Origin of the sequence: Micromonospora sp. H61, assembly GCF_018070325.1 — a bacterium.
Taxonomy (GTDB): domain Bacteria; phylum Actinomycetota; class Actinomycetes; order Mycobacteriales; family Micromonosporaceae; genus Micromonospora; species Micromonospora salmantinae.
In genome coordinates, this window is record NZ_JAGPXY010000038.1 from 25,503 (window position 1) to 51,201 (window position 25,699).

A 25,699-nucleotide genomic window follows, 5' to 3' on the forward strand; every position below is an offset into this window, starting at 1 on the left:
CTGCTGCAGGAGATGCTCGATCGGGTCGGTGAGGTGGTCACCAGTCGTGAGCGGCTACGCGCTCTGCTCAACGCGGTGGTGGCGATCGGCTCCGATCTCGATCTACGCAGCACGTTGCGACGCATCGTCGAAGCCGCATGTGAGCTGCTCGGTGCCCGCTACGGCGCGCTGGGTGTGATCGGCCCGGACCGGCTCCTGACGGAGTTCATCACGCACGGTATCGACGCCGAGTCACATGCCCGGATCGGCGACCTACCGCATGGCCGGGGTGTGCTCGGCCTGCTGATCGCCGACCCCCGTCCGGTACGAATGCCGGACATCACGGAGCATCCACAGTCCTACGGATTTCCGGCGAACCATCCCCCGATGCACAGCTTCCTCGGCGTTCCGATCCGCATCCGGGATCAGGTCTTCGGCAACCTCTACCTGGCGGAGAAGCGAGGCGCGGTCGAGTTCACCGAGGATGACGAAGAGATCGCCGTCGCGTTGGCTGCCGCTGCCGGCGTCGCGATCGAGAACGCCCGGCTGTACGCCGTCGCCCACCGTCGCGAGCGTTGGCTGGCGGCCACCGCCGAGATCACGACCGTGTTGCTGGGTGAGGTCCGCCGCACGGAGGCGCTGGGTCTCGTCGCCCGCCACGCTCGCGAGGTCGCAGACGCCGAACTGGTTCTGGTCCTGCTCTACGACGAGGAGGCTGGACGGTTCACCATCGAGGTCGTCGACTCGACCAGTGGAACCACTCCTCCGCTGGTTGGTGCGGTCCTGCCGGCCGCCGAGACCACCTTCGCCGCCTCGGTGACGGGCCGACGACACACAGCCATCGAGAGCCTGGCCAAGGCTGCGCCCTGGCCCGCTCCGGTCACCGAGGGGCCGGCAGTGGTGTCCCCGCTGTCGGCGGGCGAGACCCTGTACGGCGTGTTGGTCGTGGCATACCCGGCCGGTCAGGTGCGGCAGAGTGACGACGACGTGCCACTGCTGGCCAGCTTTGCCGCGCAGGCGGCGCTGGCGATGGAGCGCGCCCGCGCGCAGGAGGAGCGGGAACTCCTCGTCGTCCTCGAGGACCGTGAGCGGATCGCCCGCGACCTGCACGATGTGGTGATCCAGCGACTGTTCGCCACCGGGTTGCAGTTGCAGAGCACCGCACCGCTGATCGCCCGGCCCGAGGTCGGTCAACGGGTCAACGCGGCAGTCGACGAACTCGACTCCACGATCCGGGACATTCGGCGGGCCATCTTCGAACTACGGGCTCCCATGAGTGCCGTCCTGCGCACCGAGATCCGCGATGCGGTTGACGACGCCGCCAGGTCGCTCGGTTTCCGGCCGGCGCTGGAGATATCCGGACCGATCGACAGCGCGGTGCCGGACGCCGTACGTCCCGACCTGCTCGCGGTGCTCCGGGAAGCGCTGTCGAACACGATCCGGCATGCACGCGCCAGCCAGGTCAAGGTGCTGGTCCAGGTCGACGGGCCACGGCTCATCCTCACCGTCGACGACGACGGGGTGGGCACGAGCCCCGATGCTGCCCGCAGCGGCCTGGTCAACCTGCGCGAGCGCGCCCTCGGCCTGGGTGGTGATTTCGCGGTGCAACCAGCCCAACCGCGCGGCACGCGCCTGCGTTGGAGCGTTCCGCTGGGCGAGTGAGGTTCACGGGTGCCGGCCGAACAGCCGGGTGGCCAACACCGCCGCCTGGGTACGCCGTTCCAGCCCCAGCTTCGCCAGCAGGCTCGACACGTAGTTCTTGACGGTCTTCTCGGCGAGGAACATCTTTCCGGCAATCTCGCGGTTGGTCAGCCCTTCGGCTACGTACCCCAGGATCCGGCGCTCCTGTTCGGTCAACATCTCCAGCTCGCGCGGCTGCTCGACGCCGTTGCGGATGCGCTCCAACACCCGCTGTGTCACCGCAGGGTCGAGCAACGACTGGCCCGCGGCCACCCGGCGGACCCCGTCGACGAGGTCGGTGCCGCGGATCTGCTTGAGCACATATCCGTCAGCACCCGCCATGATCGCCGCGAACAGCGCCTCGTCGTCTTCGTAGGAGGTGAGAATCAGACCTCGGATCGACGAGTCCACAGTCCGAACGTCGCGGCACACATCGATGCCACTGCCGTCGGGCAACCGGGCGTCGAGAATAGCCACGTCCGGCTTCAAGGCGGGGATGCGCGCGGTGGCTTCCCGTGCCGACCCCGACTCACCCACCACTTCGATGTCGCCGGCGGCGTGGAGCAGGTCGGCCAGACCACGGCGTACGACCTCGTGGTCGTCGAGGAGGAAGACACGGATCATCTCCCTTTTCTACCGGTGCGGCTCCGGCGGACACAGGGCCGAAGGTCCCGTTGCTCACCGACAGACAGGGGACTGGGGCCCGGCTCCTTGGGACGTCCGGCCCTGCCGGTCCGGCCTGGTCGAGGCGATCGTGGGGGCAGGGCTCAAACCAGAACCTGACCTGGCTGACCTGCGACTCTGCGACTCCGAGGTATGTCACCATGATCCGCACCGCGTTCACTCCTGCCGAGCTGCGTCCCGCGGTGTCCGCGGCGATTCGCGCACCGTCACTGCACAACAGCCAGCCCTGGCGTTTCCGGCTCTCCGCCGGTGGGATCGAGGTGCGGATGGATCCGGACCGGCTACTGCCGGCCAGCGACCCCACCCGCTGGGCGGCGCGGCTCAGTTGCGGTGCCGCCGTGTTCAACCTACGCCTAGCGCTTGCGGTCACCGGCACACCGCCGGACGTCCACCTCCGCCCGTGCCCACATGACCTGGATGCCGTGGCCCGGCTGGTCCCCGGCCGCCCACGGCCCGCCACGCCCGCCGAGCGGGACCTGTACGCCGCCATCTTCCGACGGCACAGCAACCGCAGGCCGTTCTGGCCCAACCCGGTCCCGGCAGATGCCCGGTGGCGTCTGATCGAGGCCGCCCGCGCCGAGGGCGCGTGGCTGGAGATGGTCATCGGAGTTGGCGCGGTCCAGACGGTCGCCGAGATCGCTCACAGCGCCAACCGGTTTCTGGAACGCGACTCCGACTACCAGGCTGAGCTGACGCGGTGGGTCCGGACATCACCCGCCGGTGACGGTGTCCCGATCGAGTCGGGCGGCCCGGTCCCGGAACCACAGGACCTGCTTCCCCAACGGGCCTTCGGGGTACGCGCCCGCGCACCCGGCCGGGACTTCGAACCCGAACCACTCGTCGCTGTGCTCGGTTCGTACGGCGACAGCGCCACCGACCAGATCACCGCTGGCCAGGCGCTGCAACGCGTACTCCTCACCGCCACCGACAACCGCCTCGCCGTCTCGATGCTGTCCCAACCCATCGAGGTCACCCGGGCCCGCGAGCAACTACGACTGGCGCTCGGCAAGTACGGCACGCCTCAGATGGTCATGCGAATCGGCTACGGACAGTCAGGTAGGCCGTCCCCACGCCGGGACGTGGACGACATGATCGAGTTCGCCTGACCGCAGGGCCCGTAGCCGCCCGGACGAACGTCCCAGTCCCGCCCCATCCTCGGAGCGGGACGGAGGTCCCGGCGAGCAGGGGATTTGGTCCTGCGGCATCGATGCCCACTGGTCCTACTGGCATCACCCGGGATGCCGTGAACTGTAGTTGAGCGCCGGACGACCGAGCTGGCGGCGAACTTGGAGGATGCAATGACCACCATCGTCCCCCCGCGTCACGACAGGATCCCCCACCTCGCATCGGGGACGGAGGCGGCACGGACCACCGGCGGCGGCGCTACCGCCCGGGCAGTGGCGAGGTACGCCTGGTTCGCCGCCCGGATCGGAATGGGGTTCATCTTCCTGTGGGCGTTCGTGGACAAGCTGTTCGGCCTGGGCTACGCAACCCCGGCCGGTAAGGGCTGGATCGACGGCGGCCACCCCACGAAGGGGTTCCTCGCTGGAGCGGAAGGGCCTTTCGCTGGCGCATACCACAACCTGGCCGGTACCGCGTTCGCCGACACTGCGTTCATGGTTGGTCTGGCCGCCATCGGCGTCGCCCTGCTGCTGGGAATCGGGATGCGGATCGCCGCTGGCGCCGGGGCGCTGATGCTCACCATGATGTACACCGTCGCACTGCCCCCCACAACGAATCCCGTCATCGACGACCATCTCATCCTGGCCGTGCTGCTCATCGGGATCGCCGCCGCTGGAGCTGGCACCACCCTCGGTCTCGGCGGCTGGTGGGCCACCACTCCCCTGGTCAAGAAGCTGCCCTGGCTCACGTAGGTCGCATTGCACGAAGGCCGGCCCCGCCTTGGCGGGGCCGGCCTTCGTCAGGTCACACATCCACGACTGCACCCCTACGGCGCCGAGCGGGGCGTCTACTCCCAACCCCGGCCTGCGCGGGACTCACGCGCCGGACGTGTCAACGATCTGCGCGACCGGCAACCGTGGGGTGCGTGGCGGGCCGGCGTGTTCCGAGTCGGCGATCCCGAGCCGAAGCACCAGGTGCGGGTGGCCGAGACCGGCCAACAGAGCCCGCAGAGTCTGTCGCGTGCTCGCCACCTCGATGACACCGCTGAGGGGTACGACGGACACGCCGAGTTCGGTGGCCCGTAGCCAGCCAGCCGACAGTGCCTCGCCGGCGCGTAGCCAGTCGCACGGATCGTCCTCGTCGCCGTACAGCACTGCGTAGACAGCCACTCGATCATGTCCTGGGCCGATCGGCAGCGTTCCCGCTCGACCGAAGTCGCGTCCGGGGACGGTCGTTTGCTGCTCCCGCTCGGGAAGCACTTCGGCCGGCAAGCCGGCACCCGCAGGTCGGGCCCGTCCGGTCCAGTACTCGAGTTCTTCCCGGATCTCGGGTTCGGCGGCCTCAACAGCGGCGGCCCTGGACGCCGCAGCGGCCAGTTCGAGGATCTGGTCCGACGACAGGATCTGGATTCGCGCTTCGGGCGACACCGCCTCCTTGATGGCTCGCAGCGCGTCCGCCGACAGTGGCTCATCGCTGACGGGTCGACGGTCGGTGTGCCGGAACTGCATTGTCTGCGCCAGGCGAACCGCCTCGGCCGTTACCGGCGTCCTGCCGGTCAGCCTCAGCCGGGCCAGAAGATCAGGCTGCGTGCCGTCGGGTAGCCGCTCGACCTCGGCGGTCCAGCCCTCCGCAGCGAGGGCGACCCGGGCATGGTCCAACGCGGCTCCGCAGCTGAGCAGTAGGAGCTGCCCCGGGGCATCGGTCGCGTTCAGTTGTCTGCTGCGTTCAGCGAACAGTTCGAGCCCGTCGGCGGCGATCCGCCACCGCCACGGCTGGGTGTTGTGCACCGAGGGTGCGTACCCGGCGGCCGCTGCGGCACTCGCGAGGGCGGTCGTACTCTGTCGCGTACTGGTGTCCCGATTCATCGTTCTCATCCTCTGGGTCAACCTGCGTGCGGTGCGGGCACGGCGTCTTCAGCCAGTCAGACGACGGCCCACGAACCCGGGACCTTCAGTGCCCACCGCAGAGCGTCGCGAGCACCCCGGAACCGTCGTAGCCGACGATGATCGGTCTGGTCATCATCGTGACTCCTTCCATCCCGCCAACCCAACGCCATCCGACCATGCCGGGGACAGGGACCGCAGGCCCACGTAGCGGTGCCATAGGTCCCTTTACCGCACACCGACCGGTCGTCGCGGCGGCCGGTCGGCCGGATCGAAGAACTCTAGACGACGCCGGCCAGCAGTTGCCGCGCCATCACGATCCGCTGGACCTGGTTGGTGCCCTCGTAGATCTGGGTGATCTTGGCGTCCCGCATCATCCGCTCGACCGGGTAGTCCCGCGTGTAGCCGTAGCCACCGAGCAACTGCACCGCGTCGGTGGTGATCTCCATGGCGGCGTCGGAGGCGAAGCACTTCGCCGCCGCGCCGAAGTAGGTGAGATCCGCGTCGCCACGCTCCGACTTGCCGGCGGCCGCGTACGTGAGCTGCCGGGCCGCCTCGAGCTTCATGCCCATGTCGGCCAGCATGAACTGGATCCCCTGGAACTCGGCGACCGCCTTGCCGAACTGGCGACGCTCGGCCACGTACCCCTTCGCGTAGTCGAGCGCGCCCTGCGCGATCCCGACGGCCTGCGCCGCGATGGTGACCCGGGTGTGGTCCAGGGTCTTCATCGCGGTCGCGAAGCCGGTGCCCTCCGCGCCGATCATCCGGTCGGCCGGGATCCGCACGTTGTCGAGGTAGACCTCGCGGGTGGGCGAGCCCTTGATGCCGAGCTTCTTCTCCGGCGCGCCGAAGCTCACCCCGGCATCGGACTTCTCGACCACGAAGGCCGAGATGCCCCGGGACCGGGCGGACGGGTCGGTGACCGCGAAGACGGTGTAGAACTCGGACACCCCGGCGTTGGTGATCCAGCGCTTCACACCGTTGAGCACCCAGTGATCCCCGTCACGTACCGCCCTGGTGGTCATGGACGCCGCGTCGCTGCCCGCCTCCGGCTCGGAGAGGCAGTACGAGAACATCGCCTCACCGGCCGCGACCGGCGTCAGGTAACGAGTCTTGAGATCGGCGGAACCGGACAGCAACAGCGGCATGGTGCCAAGTTTGTTCACCGCCGGGATCAGCGAGGAGGACGCGCAGGCGCGGGCCACCTCCTCGATCACGATGGCGGTGGCCAGCGCGTCCGCGCCCGCGCCGCCGTACTCCTCGGGAACGTGCGGGGCGTGGAAGTCGGCCGCTCGCAGCGCGTCGTAGGACGCCTTGGGGAACTCCCCGGTCTCGTCGGCCTCCGCGGCGTGCGGAGCCACCTTCGCGGCGCAGACCTCTCGCACTGCTTCCCGGATCGCCTCGTGCTCCTCGGGCAACCGGTAGACGTCGAACGACTCCCCTGCGGCCATCTCGGCCCTCCCCTTCACCACTATCATGCGCAGTCTGTGACGACTCCTGACCGCCGACCGCGCAGACTGAAGACTAGCGACTGCAGTTCAGGTGATGTTACCGGCGCGTAGGGATGGGCAGGACGGTGCACCTAACGCGCTCAGCGATGATGGAGATTGAGACAGTGAGCCACCCTCCGGTGCCCCGCCCAGGCGCCGCAGCAGAATGCGACGCGACGACGCGACGCCAGCGCGAGCGGAGAAGACAGGCGTGACGATCCCCTACCCCACCATCCAGCCGACCCCCGCCATCGCCGCGGTGACCCCGCCCTCGGGCGCGCCCCGGCCGCGGGTGACGTTCCTAGGGACTGGTTACCTCGGTGCGACGTACGCCATCTGCTACGCCGAACTGGGCTACGAGGTTCTCGGGTTCGACGTCGACGCCGACAAGATCGCGATGCTGAACGCCGGTCAGGTGCCGATCCACGAGCCCGGCCTGGACGAGCTGCTCCGGCGCAACCTCGCCGCCGGCCGCCTCCGGTTCAGCACCGACATCGCCGAGACCGCCGAGTTCGGTGACGTGCACTTCATCTGCGTCGGCACCCCGCAGCGGGCCGACGGCATGGGCGCCGACCTGTCGTACGTCGAGGCGTCGGTCACCAGCCTCGCGCAGCACCTGACCCGCAAGGCGTTGATCGTCGGCAAGTCCACCGTGCCGGTCGGCACCGCCGAGTGGGTCGAGCAGCTCGTCGGCAAGCACACCCCGAACGACCTGGACGTCGAGGTGGCGTGGAGCCCCGAGTTCCTCCAGGAGGGCTTCGCCGTCGACGACGTCCTGCGGCCCAACCGGATCGTGGTCGGCGTCAAGAGCGAGTGGGCCAACGGCATGCTCTACGCCGCGCACAAGGGCGTGTTCGACCTGGCCGCCACGGAGGACCGCGAGGTGCCCCTGGTGGTCACCGACTTCTCCACCGCCGAGCTGGTCAAGGTCGCCGCGAACGCCTTCCTGGCCACCAAGATCTCCTTCATCAACGCGATGGCCGAGGTCTGCGAGGCCTCCGGTGGCGACGTCACCCAGCTGGCCCGCGCCATCGGCTACGACCCGCGGATCGGCAACCGGTTCCTCCAGGCCGGCCTCGGCTTCGGAGGCGCCTGCCTGCCCAAGGACATCCGGGCCTTCCAGGCCCGCGCCCAGGAGCTGGGCGCCGGCGAGGCGCTGCGCTTCCTGCACGAGGTCGACCTGATCAACCTGCGTCGGCGTACCCGGGTGCTCCAGCTCGCCGCGGACCTGCTCGGCCGCCGCTCCGGCCCGGCCGGCCCGGACTTCTCCGGCACCCGGATCGCGGTGCTCGGCGCCACCTTCAAGCCCAACACCGACGACGTCCGCGACGCCCCGGCGCTCGCCGTCGCCGCGCTGCTGCACAAGGCCGGCGCCGACGTGCACGTGTACGACCCGCAGGGCACCGAGAACGCCCGCCGTGCGGTCCCCGAGTTGACCTACGAGAGCAGCATCAACGAGGCGGTCAACGGGGCCGACCTGGTCTGCGTCCTCACCGAGTGGGCCGACTTCCGCAACGCTGATCCGGTCGCCCTCGGCGACCTGGTCAAGGGTCGCAAGGTCGTCGACGGCCGCAACTGCCTCGACCCGGCACTGTGGGCCCAGGCGGGCTGGGAGTACCGGGGCATGGGTCGCCCCTGACCCAACCGACGCACCACCGGCCGGCCATCGAGCATCTCGGTGACCGGCCGGTGTCGTTGTTTGCCCCGGACCCGCCGACAAGAGTCGAAATCCGCGCCAGCATTGGGCATGCTGCGACAGTGGGAGTCCACAGTGCGGGTGGAGGGGTGTCGTGGCGACCTTTCAATGCTCCTCGTGCGGCCGGGAGATCAAGCCGGCCGTCCGATGCCCGCACTGTGGGGCAGATCAACCACAGTGGGTCGAACACCTGGCCGACATTGAGCGTTCGATCGCGGAGATGAAGGCGCGCGACGCCGCCATCGCCCGCGAGCAGCGGCAGATCGCCGCCAAGATGCAGGCCGCGCTCTTCCAGCGGGACATCCTCGCCCACGCCGGCGAGGAACGGATCAAGCAGGCCACCCGGCCACGCCGGGTGCTGCGCCGCCGCCCCGGCCGGCGGCCACCGACGGCCACCATGGGACCGCCACCCCGGGTGCCCCGCCAGGGCACTCCGCCCGCCCCGGAGGATCCGCCGCCGCCCCCGCCCCGGGCCGCCTGGCTGGACGTCGACGACCCGGAGCACCCGCCGGAGGCGTCCTCGCGCGAGGTGCAGAACATCCCACTCGGGCTGGGCGCGCTGCTGCTCGGCGTGGCCGCTGTGGTCTTCGCCGCGGTGGCCACCAGCTCGATGGACGCGCTGGCCCGGCTCGGCATCCTGCTCCTGGCCACCGTGCTGATGCTGCTCGCCCCACCGGCACTGGCCCGGCGCGGGCTCACCTCGACCGCCGAGACCATCGCCGCGGTCGGCCTGCTGCTGGTGCCGCTCGCCGGCAACGCCCTCTGGGCGGTGGACCGGATCGGCGCCGGCGGCGGCTCCGGCACCGTCTTCGCCGGGGTGATCTTCGCGGTCACCGCCGCCGTCGCATTCGGGTACGCCGGTTGGACCGGTCTGCGCGCGCCCCGCTTCGCCACAGTGCTCGCCGCCCAGCCGGTGCTGCCTCTGCTGGCGTACGACCAGATCACCGGCCCGGGCGGCTGGGCCCTGGTGCTGGCCCTGGTCGCCCTCGTCAACCTCGGCCTGGCCCGCTCCGGCGTGACCGTCGAACGCCCCGTCCGGCAGGACCTGCCGTCGCCGGGCACGCCGTCCGCGCCCCGCCAACGCGACGCCGAGAGCCGGCCCGAGGGCGACCCGGAGGAGGCCGCCGAGCTGATCGACGCCAGCGGCGGCGCCACCGACCCGCGGCCGACCCGGCCGGTGCCCGGCCTGCGTGAGCTGACCTGGTTCCTGCACGCCGTGGCGGTCGCCGTCTCGCTGGCGTACGCGGTCACCGCCCTGCTGCGGGCACAGACCGTGCCGACCGCGACCGGCGCCGGGGTGGTGCTGCTGCTGGCCGCCGTGATCGGGCTGGCCGGCGCGTTGGTGCTGCGTCGCCCGCCGCTGCCGGACGTCGCGGCCGGCATCGTCACCCTGGCGGTGATCGGCTCGCTCAGCCGCATCGCCTCGGTGGCACTCCCCGGCCGGGCGCTGCTGCTGATCGCGGCGGTCATCACGGTGACCGGCTTGGCGGTGCGCGCGGTCCCGGAGGCGGCCCGACGTGGCCCACAGTTCGCCTCCGCGGTGGCCCTGACCGTCAGTGGTCTGGTGGTCGCCGGCGGCGCGCTACGCGCCGGGGTGGCACCGGTCCGTGCGGCACTGCCCGCCTGGAACCCCGACCTCAGCCGGTACCAGGGCGAGTTGGCCGCCGCCGTCGGGCCGACCACCTGGCAGCTCGCGGGTGCCGCGTTCCTGCTCACCATCGCGGCGGTGCTGGCCCTGCCCACCGAGATCCGCCGGGAGTTCGCTGTCGCCGGCGCGGCGCTGACCGCGCTCGCCGTTCCGGCCTCGTTCGGTCTCGGCTGGGCGACGGCACCCTGGCCAATGGTGATCACCGCGATCGGCATCGGAGTCATCGGGCTGTCCGCCCGCACCGACCGAGCCGCGGTGGCACACGCCATCGGGGCGGCCGTGGTCGGCCTGTTCGGCGCGGGTGCCAGCCTGACCAGCCCCACCCTCACCGCCGCAGTCCTGATCACCCTGTTCGTGGCGGGCACGCTGGTCACGCTGGCGCCCCGGATCCGGATCGCCTCGGCCGCCTCCGACACGGTCACCGCCTGGGCCGCCGGTGGCGCCGCGTTCGCGCTGCCCGGGGCGGTGGCGGCGTTCGTGGCCGCCACCATGCCGAGCGACCCGACCCCCACCCCGGCGAGCCTGCGCGAGGTGACCGTCCCGATCCTGGCGGCCAGCTTCCTGGCGGTCTGCGTGACCCTGGGCTACGCCGCCGTCGTGCAGGTCTCCCAACGTCACATCCCCGCGCCGCTGTCGGTCGGCACCGGGCTGGGCGCGCTGATGGTCACCGCCGCCGCGTTCGGGGCGCCCGGCGCGACCGTCGCCGACGCCTGGGTGGGCGCGCTGCTGCTGGTCGCGGCGGTGCTGCTCTTCCTGGCCCCCTCCATCGACGCCGGCCGTCGAGCCGACCTCACCCTCGACGGCTCCGACCTGGCCGCCGCGGCGGTCACCACCGCCCTGGTCGCCACGCTGGTACGGATCGGGGCGGTGCTCGCCCCGGGCGGGCAACTGGCGGTGGCCGCCGCCCTGCTCCTGGTGGTCGCCGTGGGCGCCCGCAGCATGCCGGAGGAGTGGCGACGCGGTCCGATCCTCGGCCTCACCGTCGGCGGTGCCCTCATCGGCGTCCTCGCCGGCTGGTCGGCGGTGCGCGGTGGGGTCGGCGTGCTGGCCACCCCCGGCCCGATCTGGAGGGGCGACCTGAGCAACTGGCCGGCCGCCCCCGTCGGCGGTGCCACCTGGCAGGCGCCGGTCGCGCTGGCGCTGCTGGCCCTCGCCGCCGGCATCCTGCTCCCGCCACCGTGGCGCTGGGACGTGTCCGGCGTGGCGGTGGTGCTCGCCACGATCGGCGCACCGGCCGCATTCGATCTGGCCTGGTGGTCGCCGGTCCTGGTCGGCGGAATGGTCGCCACCGTGTTCGGCATGGCCGCGGTGGCCACGGAGGAGGCGCGCGCCGGGCTGTCCCGGGCCACAGTGGCCGGGGTCGTCGCGCTGCACGCCGCCGGAGCCGGACTGGTCCGCCCGTGGACCACGGCCCTGGCGCTGGCCAGCATCGCGCTGATCGGCGTGGTGGTGGCCACGCTGGCCCGCGTCCTCGCCGGTCCACAGGTCGCCGACATCGAAACCGAGGGGATGCCGCCGCACCTGGCGCAGATCGGCGGCGCGGCGATCGGTGCCGCCCTGCTGGCCCTCCCCGGTGCGGTGGCGGCGCTGTCCGCCGAGTTCGAACACTCGGCGCAGGTGGTGCTGACCGCCGCGCTGGCCGCTACCAGCCTCGGCCTGGCCGCCGTGGCCGCCGTCCGGCGGTTGGTGCCGCAATATCTGCCCTGGGTCAGCGTGGCGGTGGTCGGCGGGGCCACCATCAGCGCCCTCGCCGCCATCCCCACCGGCCTCGCCGCCGGCGTCTACGCGGCCGCCGCCGCCCTGCTCGGCGTACTGGCCGAGCTGATCCGCGCGGCCACCGTGCCGCCCACCGGCGCGGCCCAGCCGGTCCGGCGCTGGGCGGTACGACTCGACGGCGCCCTCCGGCGGCTGCCGGACGACCCGGAGCGACGACGGTGGCGGGTCAACCCGGCAGCGGGTGCGTTGGCCGCAGCGGCGCTGCCGACCGCCCTGGCGCTCGCCTCGATCGCACCCGCGCTGGTCACCGCCCTGGTCGAGCCGCACCGCACACTGACCCGGATCTGGCAGGGTCCGCCCCCGGAGTTGCTCACCCCACCGTCGGACGTGGTCAACCCGACCCACGTGCTGACGGCGTTGCTGCTGACCGCGACCGCCGCGCTGGCCGCCACGGGGTTCAGCGGTGGGCGGCGGTCCCGGGCCGTGCCGGTGGTGCTGCCCGGGGCGGCCGTCACGCTGCTGATCGCACCCATCGCGCTGGGCCAGGGCTGGCCCGCCAGCACCGTCGCCGCGCTCTCCGTCTTCACCATCGCGATGCTCGGTCTCGCACTGACCCCACCGCCGGCGCTGGTCGAGCGGGCCCGCTCGCTGCGGCTGGCCCGGGTGCTGGTGTTCGCCATCGGTCTGGCCGGTGGCAGCGCCGGGCTCGCCGGCAGCCTGGCCGACCGGCAGATGACCCTGTTCACTCTCGGCAGCGCGGTCGGGGTGGGTGCGGTGGCGGCGCTGTTCGGCACCACCCAGCGGGCGCGCATCCTCGGCTGGCTCTTCGCCTCACTCATGGCGCAGCTCTTCGTGCTCACCGCTGGCCTGGTCGCCGGGCTGGCGGCGGTCTGGTCCGCGTTCGGGGTGCTCGCCGTCGGCGCGGTCCTGCAGGTGCTCGCCGCGACCCTGCCCCGGCTGCGCCGCCCCGAGGCGCAGCGGGAGGCCTCCACCGTCGAGTGGACCGGGTACGCTGCCGCGCTGATCGCGCTGGCCCTCGCCTTCGACTCGCCCCGCCACATCGCCGCCCTGCTGGCCGCCTGGGGCGCTGTCCTCGGGGTGGCCGCGACCCGACCCGGTCGCCGGCCGGTGGAACGCCGGATCCTGTTCTGGGCGGTGGTGGTCTGTGAGATCACCGCGTGGTGGATCCTGATGCGGGTCGCCGACGTGGCGTTGCCCGAGGCGTACACGCTGCCGTTCGCCGTGCTGGCCCTCCTCGTCGGAGTCCTGGAGCTGCGCCACCGGCCCGACATGAGCAGTTGGGTGGCGTACGGGCCGGCGCTGGTCGCGGCCTTCGTGCCGACGCTGGCGATCGTGCTGGCCACCGAGTCCAGCACTGTGCGGCAGATGCTGCTGCTGCTCGGCGCGGTCGCAGTGCTGATCTTCGGGTCGTCCAGTCGACAGCAGGCCCCGGTGATCGTCGGCGCGTCGGTCACCGCGATCACGGCGATCCACGCCCTGTTCAGCCTGGGCCCGTGGCTGGCGCTGATCCCGGTGGGCATCCTGCTGCTGGTGCTCGGCGCGAGCAACGAGCGCCGCCGCCGCGCCCAGGAACGCCTACAGACCGCCCTGCGCGGCATGAGGTGAATCGGAGGGTCCCTGCGGCGTGCGTGAGCGGGGACGGTGAGTGGGCCGGGTTCGCGCCACCCGCGTCCGTCCCGCGCGATCTTGCACTTTCTGTCGCGACATAAGGGACAAAAGCCGCGAAACAGCTACAGGAAGTGCAAGATCGCGGGGGTAGGGCGGGGCGGGGTTACTGCAGGGTGGCTTGGAGGGCGGCTTCCTTTGTTGCTACCAGCTTTTCCAAATCCTGCTGGTAGGTCGTCATCTTGGCGCGCAGGCCCTCGTCGGCGGCACCGAGGATCCGTACGGCGAGCAGGCCGGCGTTGCGGGCGTTGCCGATCGACACTGTGGCGACCGGGATCCCGGCCGGCATCTGCACGATGGACAGCAGCGAGTCCATGCCGTCGAGGTGCTTCAGCGGCACCGGCACACCGATCACCGGCAGCGGCGTCACCGAGGCCACCATGCCGGGCAGCGCGGCAGCGCCCCCAGCCCCCGCGATGATCACCTTGAGGCCCCGGTCGGCGGCGTCGCGCCCGTACTCGATCATCGCGACCGGAGTCCGGTGCGCCGAGATCACCCGGACCTCGTACGCCACGCCGAACTCGTCCAACACCTCGGCGGCAGCCCGCATGGTCGGCCAGTCCGAGTCGCTGCCCATGATCAAGCCAACCGTGCTCACTGCGGCCCTCTTCTCGTTCCCGAAACCGTACTCACTCGTGGCCCTCGCGCAGCCAGCGCGCGGCCCGCGCGGCCCGCGCCCGCAGGTCGTCCAGGTCGTCACCGAGCACCGTGACGTGCCCGATCTTGCGGCCAGGTCGCACCTGCTTGCCGTACAGGTGCACCTTGGCACCCGGCTCGGCGGCGAAGAGGTGGTGCAACCGCTCGTCGATCGACATCCCGCCCGGCTCACCGCCGAGCACGTTCGCCGACACCACCACCGGGGCGGTCAGCGCGGTGTCACCCATCGGGTAGTCCAGCACGGCCCGCAGGTGCTGCTCGAACTGCGAGGTCCGGGCACCCTCGATGGTCCAGTGCCCGGAGTTGTGCGGACGCATCGCCAGCTCGTTGACCACGATCGCGGGTCGGCCGGCGGCGTCGCGCACCTCGAACAACTCCACGGCCAGCAGGCCGATCACACCGAGCGCGGTGGCCAGGTCGATGGCGAGCTGCTGAGCGGAGACCGCCAACTCCTCGTCCAGGCCGGGCGCCGGGGCCAGCACCTCCACGTTGATGCCGTCGCGCTGCACGGTCTCGACCACCGGGTACGCGGCCACCTGACCGAACGGCGAACGGGCCACCTGCACTGCCAACTCCCGCCGCAGCGGCACCCGCTCCTCGACGATCAGCCGGGTGCCGCCGGCGAGCAGCGTGCTCGCCAACTCGGTGGCCTGGGCGGCGTCGTCGACCATCCAGACGCCTCGGCCGTCGTACCCACCCCGGGCCGCCTTGAGCACCACCGGCCAGCCGACCTGCTCGCCGAAGCCGACGAGGTCGGCGGGCTCCCCGACCGGCCGCCAAGCCGGGTTGGGAGCACCCAGCTCGGTCAGGCGTTCCCGCATGATCTGCTTGTCCTGGGCGTGCAGCAGCGCGTCCGCCGGCGGGTAGAGGGGCACCCCTTCCGCCGCCAGCGTGCGGATGTGCTCGGAAGGTACGTGCTCGTGGTCGAAGGTGACGACGTCGCAGCCCTTGGCGAAGGTGCGCAGCGCGGCCAGGTCGGTGTGGTCGCCGTACTGGACGTCGGCGGCGACAAGCGCCGCGCCGTCGTCGGGGGCGGTCGCGAGCACACGCAGTGACTGGCCGAGGGCGATCGCGGCCTGGTGGGTCATCCGGGCCAACTGGCCGCCACCCACCACGCCGACAACTGGCAGACCGGTACGGGAATCCATAGCGCGGCCAGCCTATCCGGGCCGCCGACGGGCCCACCGGGAGGGCTGGCGACCCGCCTCGGAAGCTCTGGCGGGACCACCCGGCGGGCAGCGCGGGCGACTACCGGGCGTGGCCGTGCGCTCAGCCCAGCTCGGCTACCAGCTCCTCGACCGAGGTGACCGGCCGCTGGCAGACGAAACCCCGGCAGACGTACGCGGCGGACCGCCCCTCGACCAGCGGACGGTCGGCGAGCAGCGGCACACCCGGCTGGTCCGGGCGCCCGGCGACGACCACCGCTCCGGGCGGGGCGTGCCGGTGGGCGGCTGCCACCAGGGGGTCGCCGGCCGGGTCGCCGGTGACAACGGCGATCTCGTACGGCCCGGAGAGCAACGCCTCCCCGACCATGGCCGCGTACCCGGTGAACCGGGGGTGCTTACCGACGATCGGTGCGACAGTGCCGAGGGCCGCTTCGGCGGCCTCCCGGTAGCGCGTCTCCCCGGTCAGCGCCGAGTACGCCACCAGCCCGGCGATCAACGCCGACCGGCCGGACGGGGTGGCGTTGTCGGTCGGGTCGGCCGGCCGGGCGACGAGCCGCTCCGCGTCGTCGGCGGTGTCGTAGAAGGCGCCGCCGGGCGCGGCGAAGTGCGCGAGGGCGGTGTCCAGCAGCTCGCCGGCCACTGTCAGCCAGCGGCCCTCGCCGGTGAGCTGGTGCAGCGCGCAGAATGCCTCGGCAACGCAGCCGTAGTCCTCCAGGACGCCGGCCGGCTCGCCGACCTTGCCGTCCCGGGAGACCCGGCGCAGTCGGCCGTCCACCAGGTGCACGGTTGCCAGGTGCTCGGCGGCCTGGCGCATCGCCCCGTCGGCGACGATGGTGACGCCGTCCATCAGGTTGGCGTCCTCGTCCTGCGGGGACACGTACACGGCGGCGACCTGCTGGAACTCGGCGATGGCGGTGATCGCCAGACCGTTCCAGGCGGCCACCACCTTGTCGTCGAGGGCCGGCTGGGGGCGGGTGTCCCGGGCGGCGAGCAGCCGCCCGACCACCTGCCGCCAGCGGGCACGCACCTCGGGCGCGGCATCGTCCACGTCCCGGGCGAGCTTGAGCACGCTCATGCCGTGTTCGACGCCCTTCTTTCCGTCCGGAGTGCCGCCTTGCGGCGCGGAGGCGGAATGAGGGGCGAAGGTGCCCTCTTCCGTGACGGTGAACAGGTCGGCGGCGAACCGGCCGTCCTCCTCGCCCAACGCCTCCACGAGTTGGGTGGGCGTCCAGGCGTAGGTGAGCCCCTCGACGCCCTCGGTGTCGGCGTCCAACGCGGACGCGAACCCCTGCCCCGGCCGGTGCAGCTCGTCGGCGAGGAACCGGGCGGTGTCCCGGGCCACCCGACGGGCCAGCGGGTCACCGGTGAGTCGCCACAGCTGGGTGTAGACCCGCAGCAGCAGCGCGTTGTCGTAGAGCATCTTCTCGAAGTGCGGCACCGTCCAGTGCGCGTCCACCGAATAGCGGGCGAAGCCGCCCGCGAGCTGGTCATAGATGCCGCCCCGGGCCATCGCCTCGGCGGTGTGCCGGGTGATCTCCAGGCTGCCCGGGTCGCCGGTGCGCTGGTGGTGACGCAGCAGGAAGAGCAGGTTCATGTGCGGCGGAAACTTCGGGGCGCCACCGAACCCGCCGTTCGTGGCGTCGTACTCGCTGGCCAGCTTCGCGGCCGCCGCGTCGAGCAGCGGGGCGTCCAGCGGCGCGGTGGGGCCGCCCACGGCCTGCGCGCCGCCGATCGCCTCGACCACTGCGGCGCCCTGGCCCAGCACCGCCTCGCGCTGCTCCCGCCAGGCGGTGGCGACCGACTGGAGCAACTGGACGAAGTTGGGTCGCGGGAAGTAGGTGCCGCAGAAGAACGGGGTGCCGTCCGGGGTGGCGAAGACGGTCATCGGCCAACCACCCTGGCCGGTCATCGCCTGGGTCGCGGTCATGTAGACCGCGTCCACGTCCGGGCGCTCCTCACGATCCACCTTGATCGACACGAAGTTGTCGTTCATCAGGGCGCCGACCTGCTCGTTCTCGAACGACTCGTGCGCCATCACGTGGCACCAGTGGCAGGCCGCATAGCCCACCGAGATGAGCACCGGAACATCCCGCCGCTTCGCCTCGGCGAACGCCTCGTCCGACCACGGCCACCAGTTGACCGGGTTGTCGGCGTGCTGGAGCAGGTACGGACTGGTGGCGTCGGCGAGTCGGTTCACCTGACGACCATAGCCAGCCCCGGCGCGGACCGCGCGGGCTCCACCCGGACGGTCAGGAGGCGCCGTCGGCGCGGAGCCGGAACACGTTCGACTCCGCCGAGTCGCGCAGCGACCCCAGCACCGCGCCGATCTTGTCCGCCGGCATCGGTTTGAAGAAGTGGTAGCCCTGCGCGGAGGTGCAACCCAACTCGGCCAGGGCCATTCGCTGCTCGGCGGTCTCCACCCCTTCGGCGACCACCCGCAGCCCCAACTCGTGAGCGAGGCCGACCGTCGTCCGGACGATCGCGGCGGCCTCCGGCGAGTCGGCCATCCGGATGACGAAGGAACGGTCCACCTTCAACTCGTCCACAGCGATCCGGGTGAGGAAGGTCAGCGACGAGAAGCCGGTGCCGAAGTCGTCGACAGCGAGCTGCACGCCCATCGACCGGAGCGTGGCCAGCACCTCGTCGATGACCTCCAGCTCGCTCATCACCACCGTCTCGGTGATCTCCAGAACGAGCCGGTGCGGCGGCACCTGGTGGCGGCGCAGCGCCTCGGCGATCTCCGCCGGCAACCGGGGGTCGAGCAGGCTGCGCGCCGAGAGGTTGACCGAGATCGGGACGTCCAACCCCTCGCGGGCCCAACTGGCGGCCACGCTGAGCGCCTTGTTCAGCACGTAGCGGGTGAAGGCGCCGAGCTGCTCGCTGTTTTCCACCGGTCGGATGAAGTCGGCCGGGTTCAGCCACCCACGCCGGGGGTGCTGCCAACGGATCAGCGCCTCCACCCCGGTGGGCGCACCCGTGGCCAGGTCGACCGCCGGCTGCAACGCCAGCACCAGCTGGTCGTCGACCTTCAACGCCTCACGCAGCTCGGCCAGCAGGGCGAGCTGGTCGGTGCTGGCCGCGTCGCGCGCGCCGTCGTACGCGGCGACGTTGCCGCCGCCCTCCTTGGCCTGGTACATCGCGATGTCGGCCCGACGCAGCAGCTCGGTCAGGTCCGCGGTGCCCGCGGCGGCGACCACCACCCCGACCGAGACCTCGATGGACATCCGTACGCCGGCCACCTCGGTCGGTGCGGCCAGCCGTTCGGCGATCTCGCGGGCCTGACGCAGCGCGTGGGCCATCGGGGCGGCCCGGTCGCCGAGCACCGGCACCGCCGTGAGCAGGAGGGCGAACTCGTCGCCACCGAGTCGACCGAGCAGGTCACCGGCGCGGACCAGCGCGTTGAGTCGGTTCGCGGTCAGTCGCAGCAACTGGTCACCCGCCGCGTGGCCGAGGGTGTCGTTGACTTCCTTGAACTGGTTGATGTCCAGCAGCAGCAGCGCCACCGGGTGGTCGTGGCTGAGCTGTCGCAGCGACTGGTCGCCCTTGCTCAGCATCGCCGCCCGGTTGGCGAGCCCGGTGAGCGGGTCGTGCACCGCCTCGTACGACGAACGGGCGGTCACCAGCCGCAGCTCGTGGTGGGTCGCGGCGTCGTGCAACGCGGCGGCGAGGGCGTCGCCGAACGCGGCCACCGCGTCACGTTCCCGGGCCGTGGGCGGGGCCGAGCGGGGGAACCGCACCCGCAGCCGACCGACCGGCGTGGCGCCGACCGACAGCGCCCGGCTCAGCTCGTGCTCGTCCGGCTCCGACTGGTCCGGTGGGCCGGTCTCCCGGTCGACAAGCTGACCGCTGGCGTCGCCCCGGTAGCGGTGCCACCGGCCGTCGACCCGGGCCACGTCGACGTCCACCAGCTCGGCGTTGAACAGCGTCAGCGCCCCGGTGACCGCCGCGCTGGCCACGCCGCGCTCGTCGAGCTGGTTGAGGGCCGCGGTGGCCTCGGCGAAGGCACGCCAGGTGCGACGCTCCTGATCGGAGCGCAGCCGGTAACGGTAGGTCTGCTGCAACAGCCACAGCAGCGGCGGCAGCAACAGCAACCAGCGGGGGTCGAGTTCCAGCAGGGCGACCACCACGAGGCCGACCGCCACGTTGCCGACGAACATCAGCAGCTTGCCGCGCAGCGCGGCGAACAGCGCCGGCCCGATCGGCAGCCCGTGCCGCAGGCCCAGCGTCACGCCGCCGAGCCAGGCGGTCACCAGGAGGTACGTCACCGAACCGGCGATCACTGCCAGCGCCAGGATCGGGGTTGGTGGCGAGAGCAGCGGCCGCCCGAGCGCGGTGGTCACGGAGACGGCAAGCGCCGACGCGGCGGCCAGCGACGCGGCGATCCGGACGATCTCCAGGGCCGGACGGCGGTCGTTGTGCAGTGACAGCAACGTCCAGGCCAGCCCGGTGCCGAGCAGCGTGGCGGACGGGAGCCAGCCGGCTGGAGTCAGGTAGAGGCAGACGATCAGGGCCGCCTCGCCCCAGGTGATGCTGACCATGCCCGCGGCCGAGCGGAATCGCAGCCGGGCGAGCTGGGCGAGGGCCAGGACGGCGACGGCGATGCCGAAGCGGGCCGGACCGCCGAGGGGGTCGTCGGCCGGCAGCCGGACCGGGAGGGTCAACCCGACCGCGGCGGCGGCCAGGGCGGTCAGCGTGACGGCGGCGGTGAGCACGAGCAGCCGGCCCGGTGTGCCACGCACCCCGAGCCGATCGAACGGGTCGTCGGCCGGACCGGAGGTCATCGACCTCCCCCGTCAGCCGACCGACCGACGTCGCGGTGGGCGGCCGGTGCTGTGCTGGTCATCGGCGCCCCCTCCCGCACACGGCTCGGAGACTTTTGGTCCCCCCGGCGGAAGGCTAAGCCAAACCGGGTGGCCGCAACAGGGGGCGACCACCCGGTTCGGCGTGATTCACGCGCGGACTACCCGTTCAGGTGCTGCTGGTGCCCGTTGGGAGCGGGCGTGGATGAATCACGAGCCCCGGTCCCGTCTGTCGGATCGACGACTGTCGCATCGGCCCTGGTCGGGTCGGTCGGCCCGGACTGCTGGGGGAAACGGTCCGGCAGACGGCGCAGCCGAGCGTTCATGTTGCGGATCAGCAGGATGGTCGCGGTGGCCAGCAGCAGGATGAGGAAGAGGCCCATCGGCCCGGCCAGACCACCCGTGCGGGTGTCCCCGAAGTTGTTCTCCGCGAGCACCTGGGCAGCGGTCAGCATGGCGTTCCTCCGATGTGCGGTTGGTAACCAGGGTAGCCCCGCCGGGAATCAGCGCGCGTGCGCCGTCTCCCGCACCCCGGCGAAGAGATCGGACTCGGGCAGTGGGCTGTCGACCATCGAGCGGGCCAGCTCGTAATCCTCGGTCGGCCAGGCGCGCTGCTGGAGCTCCATCGGCACGTGGAACCAGAAGCCGTCCGGGTCGACCTGGGTGGCGTGGGCGCGCAGCGCGTCATCACGGACCGTGAAGTATTCGGCGCACTCGACCCGGGTGGTGATCCGCGGGCCCTTGTCGGGGCGGTCCTCCCACCGCTTGAGCCACTCCTCGTAGGGCGACTCAAGACCGGCGGCCAGCATGCCCTCGTGCAGGGCCATGATCTTGCCCTTGGAGAAGCCGATGTCGTAGTAGAGCTTCAGCGGCTGCCAGGGCGCGCCCAGCTCCGGGTAGCGCTCCGGGTCACCGGCGGCCTCGAACGCGGCCACGCTCACCTTGTGGCACATGATGTGGTCCGGGTGCGGGTAGCCACCCTCCTCGTCGTACGTGGTCACCACGTGCGGACGGAACTCGCGCATCAGCCGCACCAGCGGGCCCGCGGCGACCTCGACGTCCTGGAGGGCGAAACAGCCCTCGGGCAGCGGCGGCAGCGGATCACCCTCGGGCAGCCCCGAGTCGACGAAGCCCAGCCAGGCCTGGTCGACGCCGAGGATCGCCCGCGCGGCGTCCATCTCGGCACGCCGGATCTCGCCGATGTTGGCCCACACGTCGGGTCGGTCGAGCTTGGGGTTGAGCACGCTCCCGCGCTCGCCACCGGTGCACGTCACGACCAGGACGTCCACCCCCTGAGCGACATATTTCGCCGTGGTCGCCGCGCCCTTGCTCGACTCGTCGTCCGGGTGCGCGTGCACGGCCATGAGACGCAGTTGCTCTGCCAACTTCGGCGCTCCTCGTCTGTGCCGGACGGTGGACCCGACCGGGCTCGACCGGCTGACCTGCCGGGATCTTTCCTCACCGCACCCTGTCACCGGCCACCAGCGCCGGGCATGACCTGCCATTCCTGCCGCTGGACCGGGTGGGAGGATGGGGCTCTGTCATTCTTGCCGATGCCGCCGACAACAACGCCAGGAGATACCCGCCGGTGACCGAGACGCACGCCACAATTTCACCAGGCGCGCCGGTATTCCCGGCCGGGCGCTACGGCCGCCGTCGGGCACCGGGCGGAAAGCGCCGCCGTACGCTGCTGGCCGCGCTGGCACTGTTTGCCCTCGTCGCGACGCTGACCGTGATCTCGGTGCGGCTCTACCGCCAGTACGGCGACCCGGTCTACGACGCCCAGGTGATCACGTACACCGACATCACGGACAAGCAGGTGCTTGTCGACTTTCGGGTGACAGTTCCGCCCGGCGGATCGGCGGTCTGCGTGCTGCGCGCCCGGGACCGTGCCGGCGCCGAGGTCGGCCGGGAACAGGTCACAGTGACCGCCGATCCCGGGGATCGGCACGTCACGACCCAGCACCGCCTGGCCACCACCGCGCGGCCGTTCATCGGTGAGGTCCTGCGCTGCCGAGCACCGTCCTGAGCTGCTCGAACAGCACCAGAAGCCGGGTTGGCGGGGCGCCTACCGCCGGTGTCGGATCCGGACACCGGCGGTGATGGCCGACACGCTGTGTCGTACCGCACTGGTAACTTGGTAGTTCACCTGTCAGCCAGCCACGCACAACTGAGGAGAACGCCTGTGTCCACTGGCAACGAGGCGCCCGCCACCTGGCTGTCGCAGGACGCGTACGACCGCCTCCAGGCCGAGCTCGACGAGCACATCGCCAACCGCCCGGCGATCGCAGCTGAGATCAACGCTCGGCGCGAGGAGGGCGACCTGCGGGAGAACGGCGGCTACCACGCCGCCCGCGAGGAGCAGGGCAAGGCCGAGGGTCGCATCCGCTACCTGCAGGAGCTGCTGCGCACCGCGAAGGTCGGCGAGGCCCCGACCGCCGACGCGGTGTCGCCGGGCATGGTGGTGACGATCTACTTCGACGACGACACCAACGACACCGAGACCTTCCTGCTCGGTTCCCGGGAGATCGCGGCCACCACCGACCTGACCGTCTACAGCCCCGAGTCCGCGCTGGGCAAGGCGATCCTGGGCGGTCGAGCCGGGCAGACCTGCACCTACACGGCCCCCAGCGGCGCCGACATCAAGGTGACAGTGGTCAGCTTCGAGCCGTTCTCCGGCTGACCGTCGCCGGTCGCGCTACCCGCTTCCGGCTGGCTCGACCGACGCCGGCACCCGCTGTCGAAACACCGCGCATCCGAGGCGTGGCACCCACCGGTGTCACGCCTCGGCCGCGAATACCACCTGGTAGCCGCTGGCCCGCAGGGCGCTGATCAGGGTGTCCGAGTGCTCGACACCCCGGGTCTCCACCGACAGCGCCACCTCCACCTCGCCGAGGCCGAGGTGCGGGTTGGCCCGCTGGTGCTCCACGTCCACCACGTTGGCCCGGTGCTCGGCGATCTGAGTGAGCAGCGACGCGAGCTGCCCCGGCCGGTCCGAACAGCGGACGGTCACCCGCAGGTAGCGACCCGCCGCGGCCAACCCGTGTTCGATCACCCGCAGCATCAGCAACGGGTCGATGTTGCCGCCGGAGAGCACCGCGACCACCGGCGTCTCCACCTCGACCACGCCGGCCAGCAGCGCGGCCACTCCGACCGCCCCGGCCGGCTCGACCACCTGCTTGCCGCGCTCCAGCAGCATCAGCAGGGCCCGGGAGATGTCCTCCTCGGAGACCGTGACGATCTCGTCGACCAGCTTGCGCACATGGTTGAAGGTGATCTCGCCCGGCCGACCGACCGCGATGCCGTCGGCGATTGTGGAGAAGATGGGCAGCCGGACCGGTTCCCCGGCCACCAGTGAGGGCGGGAACGCCGCCGCCCCGGCCGCCTGCACGCCGATGATCCGGACGTCCGGGCGCAACGCCTTCGCGGCCACCGCCATGCCCGAGATCAGACCGCCGCCACCCACCCCGGTGATGATCGTCTTCACGTCCGGGCACTGTTCGAGGATCTCCAGCGCCACAGTGCCCTGCCCGGCGATCACATCGGGGTGGTCGAACGGGTGGATCAGCACCGCGCCGGTGCGCTCGGCGTACGTGTGCGCCGCGACCAGCGACTCGTCGACGGTGTTCCCGGCCAACTCGACCTGCGCGCCGTACCCCTTGGTGGCGGCCACCTTCGGCAGCGGCGCGTTGACCGGCATGAAGACTGTGGCGTGCGTGCCGACCAGGCCGGCGGCGAGAGCGACGCCCTGCGCGTGATTGCCCGCGCTCGCCGCGACCACGCCGCGCTTCCGCTCCGCCGCCGACAACCGGGAGATCCGCACGTACGCGCCCCGCACCTTGTACGAGCCGGCGCGCTGCACGTTCTCGCACTTGAGCCACGTCGGCCCGCCCAGCGCCGCGCTGAGTGGCCGGGAGGGCTCCAGTGGGGTGGTGCGGGTGACGCCAGCGAGCAACTCCCGTGCGGCCCGCACGTCGTCGAGACCGACCAGTTCCGTCATGCCCCGATCGTGCCACCCGCCTGCGGAGCCCTCGGCGGCGACACCGGAGTGCCCGACAGCGCGCACACCGTCGACGGTCAGGCGGTGGCCGGCGACTCCGTGCCGACCCGGGGGTAGCCGGGGGCGTGGCGCGTCCACGGGGCGGCCATCTCGAACTGACCGGCCACACCGAGCAGCAGCAGCTCCGAGCCGGGCGGACCGACCAGCTGCACGGCGACCGGCAGGCCGTCCGGGCGGCGGCCGACCGGCACGACGACCGCCGGCAGGCCGGCGATGTTCCAGGGTGCGGCGTACGGGGCGTACCGGATGTTGGCTGTCATGTTCGCCCGCCAGGACCGCTCCGACCAGCGGGCCGCCTCCGGTGGCGCGCTGGCCAGCGCCGGGGTGAGCAGCAGGTCCACCGAGTGGTCGGTGAAGAAGTCGACCGACCGTTGCCGCCAGGCTGCCCGGTCCGCCTCCCGCACGTAGCCGCGACGCTGCGCCCACTCGCCCAGCGCGACGTGCCGGCGGGTACGCCGTTGCAGCCCACGCCGGTCCAGACCGGAGGCCCGGACGTCGGTGGCGGCTGCGGCGAACCAGGTGGCGATGCCCTGCAGGCCGAGCGCGGTCGGGTAGACCGGATCGGCCGGCACCGTGTCGTGCCCGGCGGCGGCGAGGAGCCGACCGGCGGCGGCGACAGCGTCCCGGTTGGGTGCGTCCGGTGCGACACCGCGCACCGGGGAGCGCAGCGAGACACCCACCCGCAGCCGCTGCGGAGGGACCAGCTTCTCGGGACGCCGGCCGGCGAGCACCGAGAAGCCGACCGCCGCGTCGGCAACCGTGCTGGTCAACATGCCGTGCTCGGTGAGGCCGAACCAGTCGTCCGCCCCGAGCTGGCAGGGGACCACGCCCCGACCGGGCTTGAGGCCGACGAGTCCGCAGCAGGCCGCGGGAATCCGGATCGAGCCGAGACCGTCGTTGGCGTGCGCGATCGGCACCAGCCCGGCGGCGACCGCGGCGGCGGCACCACCGGAGGACCCACCGGGGGTACGCGTGCTGTCCCACGGGTTACGGGTCACCGCGCTGTCGTCGTCGGTCAGTGCCCACAGCCCCAGCTCCGGCATCCGAGTCACGCCGAGGATCACCGCCCCGGCGCCGCGCAGCCGACGCACCACCTCGTGGTCGGCCTCCGCCACGTCGGTGCGAGCGGCGGCCGACCCGTTCCAGGTGGGCAGGCCGGCGACCGGGGTGTTCTCCTTGACCGCCACCGGAACCCCGGCCAGCGGCAGGTTGGCCAGGTCCTCCTGCTCGTCGACCTTCTCCGCCTCGGTGATCGCCTCACCGCCGCGAACGGCGCGGAACGCGGCCAGCTCACTGTCGGCTCGGGAGATGTACTCGAGGTGGTCGGCGACGACCTGGGTCGCCGAGACGTCACCTCGGCGTACCCCTCGGGCGATCTGCTTGGCGGTCGCTCCGACCCAGGTCGCCATGATGTCCTGCACGGCCATCCTCCC

The 25,699-nt window shown here is 71.9% G+C and carries 18 protein-coding genes; 7 read left to right on the forward strand and 11 right to left on the reverse strand.

What is annotated here, in order from left to right:
• Window positions 1-12: 12 nt before the first annotated feature.
• Window positions 13-1,641, forward strand: a complete 1,629-nt coding sequence (locus KBX08_RS19535; protein ID WP_247669690.1) for a GAF domain-containing sensor histidine kinase — start codon at window positions 13-15, stop codon at window positions 1,639-1,641.
• A gap of 3 nt (window positions 1,642-1,644) precedes the next feature.
• Here the strand turns inward: KBX08_RS19535 and KBX08_RS19540 are convergent, their stop codons facing one another.
• Window positions 1,645-2,283 (reverse strand): response regulator transcription factor, encoded by a 639-nt coding sequence (locus tag KBX08_RS19540; RefSeq protein ID WP_210784904.1) that lies wholly within the window; start codon window positions 2,281-2,283, stop codon window positions 1,645-1,647.
• 200 nt (window positions 2,284-2,483) lie between these two features.
• Between KBX08_RS19540 and KBX08_RS19545 the strand changes: the two genes are divergently transcribed.
• Entirely contained in the window at window positions 2,484-3,449 is a 966-nt protein-coding gene (locus tag KBX08_RS19545) for a nitroreductase family protein (protein ID WP_247669681.1), read from the forward strand.
• A gap of 192 nt (window positions 3,450-3,641) precedes the next feature.
• Window positions 3,642-4,217 (forward strand): hypothetical protein, encoded by a 576-nt coding sequence (locus tag KBX08_RS19550; RefSeq protein WP_210784905.1) that lies wholly within the window; start codon window positions 3,642-3,644, stop codon window positions 4,215-4,217.
• Window positions 4,218-4,340: 123 nt separating this feature from the next.
• On the opposite strand, the gene KBX08_RS19555 is transcribed toward KBX08_RS19550, so the two are convergent.
• Both KBX08_RS19555 and KBX08_RS19560 read right to left on the reverse strand, forming a co-directional pair.
• Window positions 4,341-5,339: a nitroreductase gene (locus tag KBX08_RS19555; protein WP_372494922.1), complete on the reverse strand. Its 999-nt coding sequence runs from the start codon at window positions 5,337-5,339 to the stop codon at window positions 4,341-4,343.
• A gap of 290 nt (window positions 5,340-5,629) precedes the next feature.
• On the reverse strand, window positions 5,630-6,799 hold the full coding sequence (locus KBX08_RS19560) for an acyl-CoA dehydrogenase family protein (RefSeq protein WP_210784907.1): 1,170 nt from the start codon (window positions 6,797-6,799) through the stop codon (window positions 5,630-5,632).
• Between the two features lie 250 nt (window positions 6,800-7,049).
• Between KBX08_RS19560 and KBX08_RS19565 the strand changes: the two genes are divergently transcribed.
• Window positions 7,050-8,477: a UDP-glucose/GDP-mannose dehydrogenase family protein gene (locus KBX08_RS19565; RefSeq protein WP_210784908.1), complete on the forward strand. Its 1,428-nt coding sequence runs from the start codon at window positions 7,050-7,052 to the stop codon at window positions 8,475-8,477.
• A 151-nt stretch (window positions 8,478-8,628) separates the two neighbouring features.
• Complete coding sequence (locus KBX08_RS19570) at window positions 8,629-13,524, forward strand: SCO7613 C-terminal domain-containing membrane protein (protein WP_210784909.1); 4,896 nt, start codon at window positions 8,629-8,631, stop codon at window positions 13,522-13,524.
• Window positions 13,525-13,690: 166 nt separating this feature from the next.
• On the opposite strand, the gene purE is transcribed toward KBX08_RS19570, so the two are convergent.
• The 6 genes from purE to mca form a co-directional block, all read right to left on the reverse strand.
• Window positions 13,691-14,182 carry a 5-(carboxyamino)imidazole ribonucleotide mutase gene (purE, locus tag KBX08_RS19575; RefSeq protein ID WP_210784910.1) on the reverse strand — a complete coding sequence of 164 codons (492 nt, stop codon included), beginning with the start codon at window positions 14,180-14,182 and terminating at the stop codon, window positions 13,691-13,693.
• Window positions 14,183-14,213: 31 nt separating this feature from the next.
• The gene (locus KBX08_RS19580; RefSeq protein ID WP_210784911.1) at window positions 14,214-15,389 is read right to left on the reverse strand and encodes a 5-(carboxyamino)imidazole ribonucleotide synthase; all 1,176 of its coding nucleotides are present in this window, start codon (window positions 15,387-15,389) and stop codon (window positions 14,214-14,216) included.
• A gap of 121 nt (window positions 15,390-15,510) precedes the next feature.
• Window positions 15,511-17,604, reverse strand: coding sequence for a thioredoxin domain-containing protein (locus KBX08_RS19585; RefSeq protein WP_210784912.1), 2,094 nt, complete (start codon window positions 17,602-17,604; stop codon window positions 15,511-15,513).
• A 52-nt stretch (window positions 17,605-17,656) separates the two neighbouring features.
• Window positions 17,657-20,188, reverse strand: a complete 2,532-nt coding sequence (locus tag KBX08_RS19590; protein WP_210784913.1) for a bifunctional diguanylate cyclase/phosphodiesterase — start codon at window positions 20,186-20,188, stop codon at window positions 17,657-17,659.
• Between the two features lie 179 nt (window positions 20,189-20,367).
• Complete coding sequence (locus KBX08_RS19595) at window positions 20,368-20,661, reverse strand: hypothetical protein (protein WP_210784914.1); 294 nt, start codon at window positions 20,659-20,661, stop codon at window positions 20,368-20,370.
• Between the two features lie 48 nt (window positions 20,662-20,709).
• A complete protein-coding gene (gene mca, locus KBX08_RS19600) occupies window positions 20,710-21,591 on the reverse strand; it encodes a mycothiol conjugate amidase Mca (RefSeq protein WP_210784915.1) in 882 nt (293 codons plus the stop codon).
• A gap of 203 nt (window positions 21,592-21,794) precedes the next feature.
• On the opposite strand from mca, the gene KBX08_RS19605 reads away from it, so the two are divergent.
• A complete protein-coding gene (locus KBX08_RS19605) occupies window positions 21,795-22,235 on the forward strand; it encodes a DUF4307 domain-containing protein (protein WP_210784916.1) in 441 nt (146 codons plus the stop codon).
• A 156-nt stretch (window positions 22,236-22,391) separates the two neighbouring features.
• Complete coding sequence (greA, locus tag KBX08_RS19610) at window positions 22,392-22,889, forward strand: transcription elongation factor GreA (protein ID WP_091394193.1); 498 nt, start codon at window positions 22,392-22,394, stop codon at window positions 22,887-22,889.
• A gap of 96 nt (window positions 22,890-22,985) precedes the next feature.
• Here greA and ilvA read toward each other — a convergent pair whose 3' ends face one another.
• Both ilvA and KBX08_RS19620 read right to left on the reverse strand, forming a co-directional pair.
• A complete protein-coding gene (ilvA, locus tag KBX08_RS19615; RefSeq protein ID WP_210784917.1) occupies window positions 22,986-24,206 on the reverse strand; it encodes a threonine ammonia-lyase in 1,221 nt (406 codons plus the stop codon).
• A gap of 77 nt (window positions 24,207-24,283) precedes the next feature.
• On the reverse strand, window positions 24,284-25,693 hold the full coding sequence (locus KBX08_RS19620) for an amidase (protein WP_210784918.1): 1,410 nt from the start codon (window positions 25,691-25,693) through the stop codon (window positions 24,284-24,286).
• Between the last annotated feature and the right edge of the window lie 6 nt (window positions 25,694-25,699).

What these genes read in the sequence shown, in the direction of transcription:
- KBX08_RS19595 (WP_210784914.1), bottom strand. Translation starts at nt 20,661, where the DNA reads ATGCTGACCGCTGCCCAGGTGCTCGCGGAGAACAACTTCGGGGACACC.
- KBX08_RS19535 (WP_247669690.1), top strand. Translation starts at nt 13, where the DNA reads ATGCTCGATCGGGTCGGTGAGGTGGTCACCAGTCGTGAGCGGCTACGC.
- KBX08_RS19540 (WP_210784904.1), bottom strand. Translation starts at nt 2,283, where the DNA reads ATGATCCGTGTCTTCCTCCTCGACGACCACGAGGTCGTACGCCGTGGT.
- KBX08_RS19560 (WP_210784907.1), bottom strand. Translation starts at nt 6,799, where the DNA reads ATGGCCGCAGGGGAGTCGTTCGACGTCTACCGGTTGCCCGAGGAGCAC.
- ilvA (WP_210784917.1), bottom strand. Translation starts at nt 24,206, where the DNA reads ATGACGGAACTGGTCGGTCTCGACGACGTGCGGGCCGCACGGGAGTTG.
- KBX08_RS19545 (WP_247669681.1), top strand. Translation starts at nt 2,484, where the DNA reads ATGATCCGCACCGCGTTCACTCCTGCCGAGCTGCGTCCCGCGGTGTCC.
- KBX08_RS19620 (WP_210784918.1), bottom strand. Translation starts at nt 25,693, where the DNA reads ATGGCCGTGCAGGACATCATGGCGACCTGGGTCGGAGCGACCGCCAAG.
- KBX08_RS19580 (WP_210784911.1), bottom strand. Translation starts at nt 15,389, where the DNA reads ATGGATTCCCGTACCGGTCTGCCAGTTGTCGGCGTGGTGGGTGGCGGC.
- KBX08_RS19550 (WP_210784905.1), top strand. Translation starts at nt 3,642, where the DNA reads ATGACCACCATCGTCCCCCCGCGTCACGACAGGATCCCCCACCTCGCA.
- KBX08_RS19555 (WP_372494922.1), bottom strand. Translation starts at nt 5,339, where the DNA reads ATGAGAACGATGAATCGGGACACCAGTACGCGACAGAGTACGACCGCC.
- KBX08_RS19590 (WP_210784913.1), bottom strand. Translation starts at nt 20,188, where the DNA reads ATGACCTCCGGTCCGGCCGACGACCCGTTCGATCGGCTCGGGGTGCGT.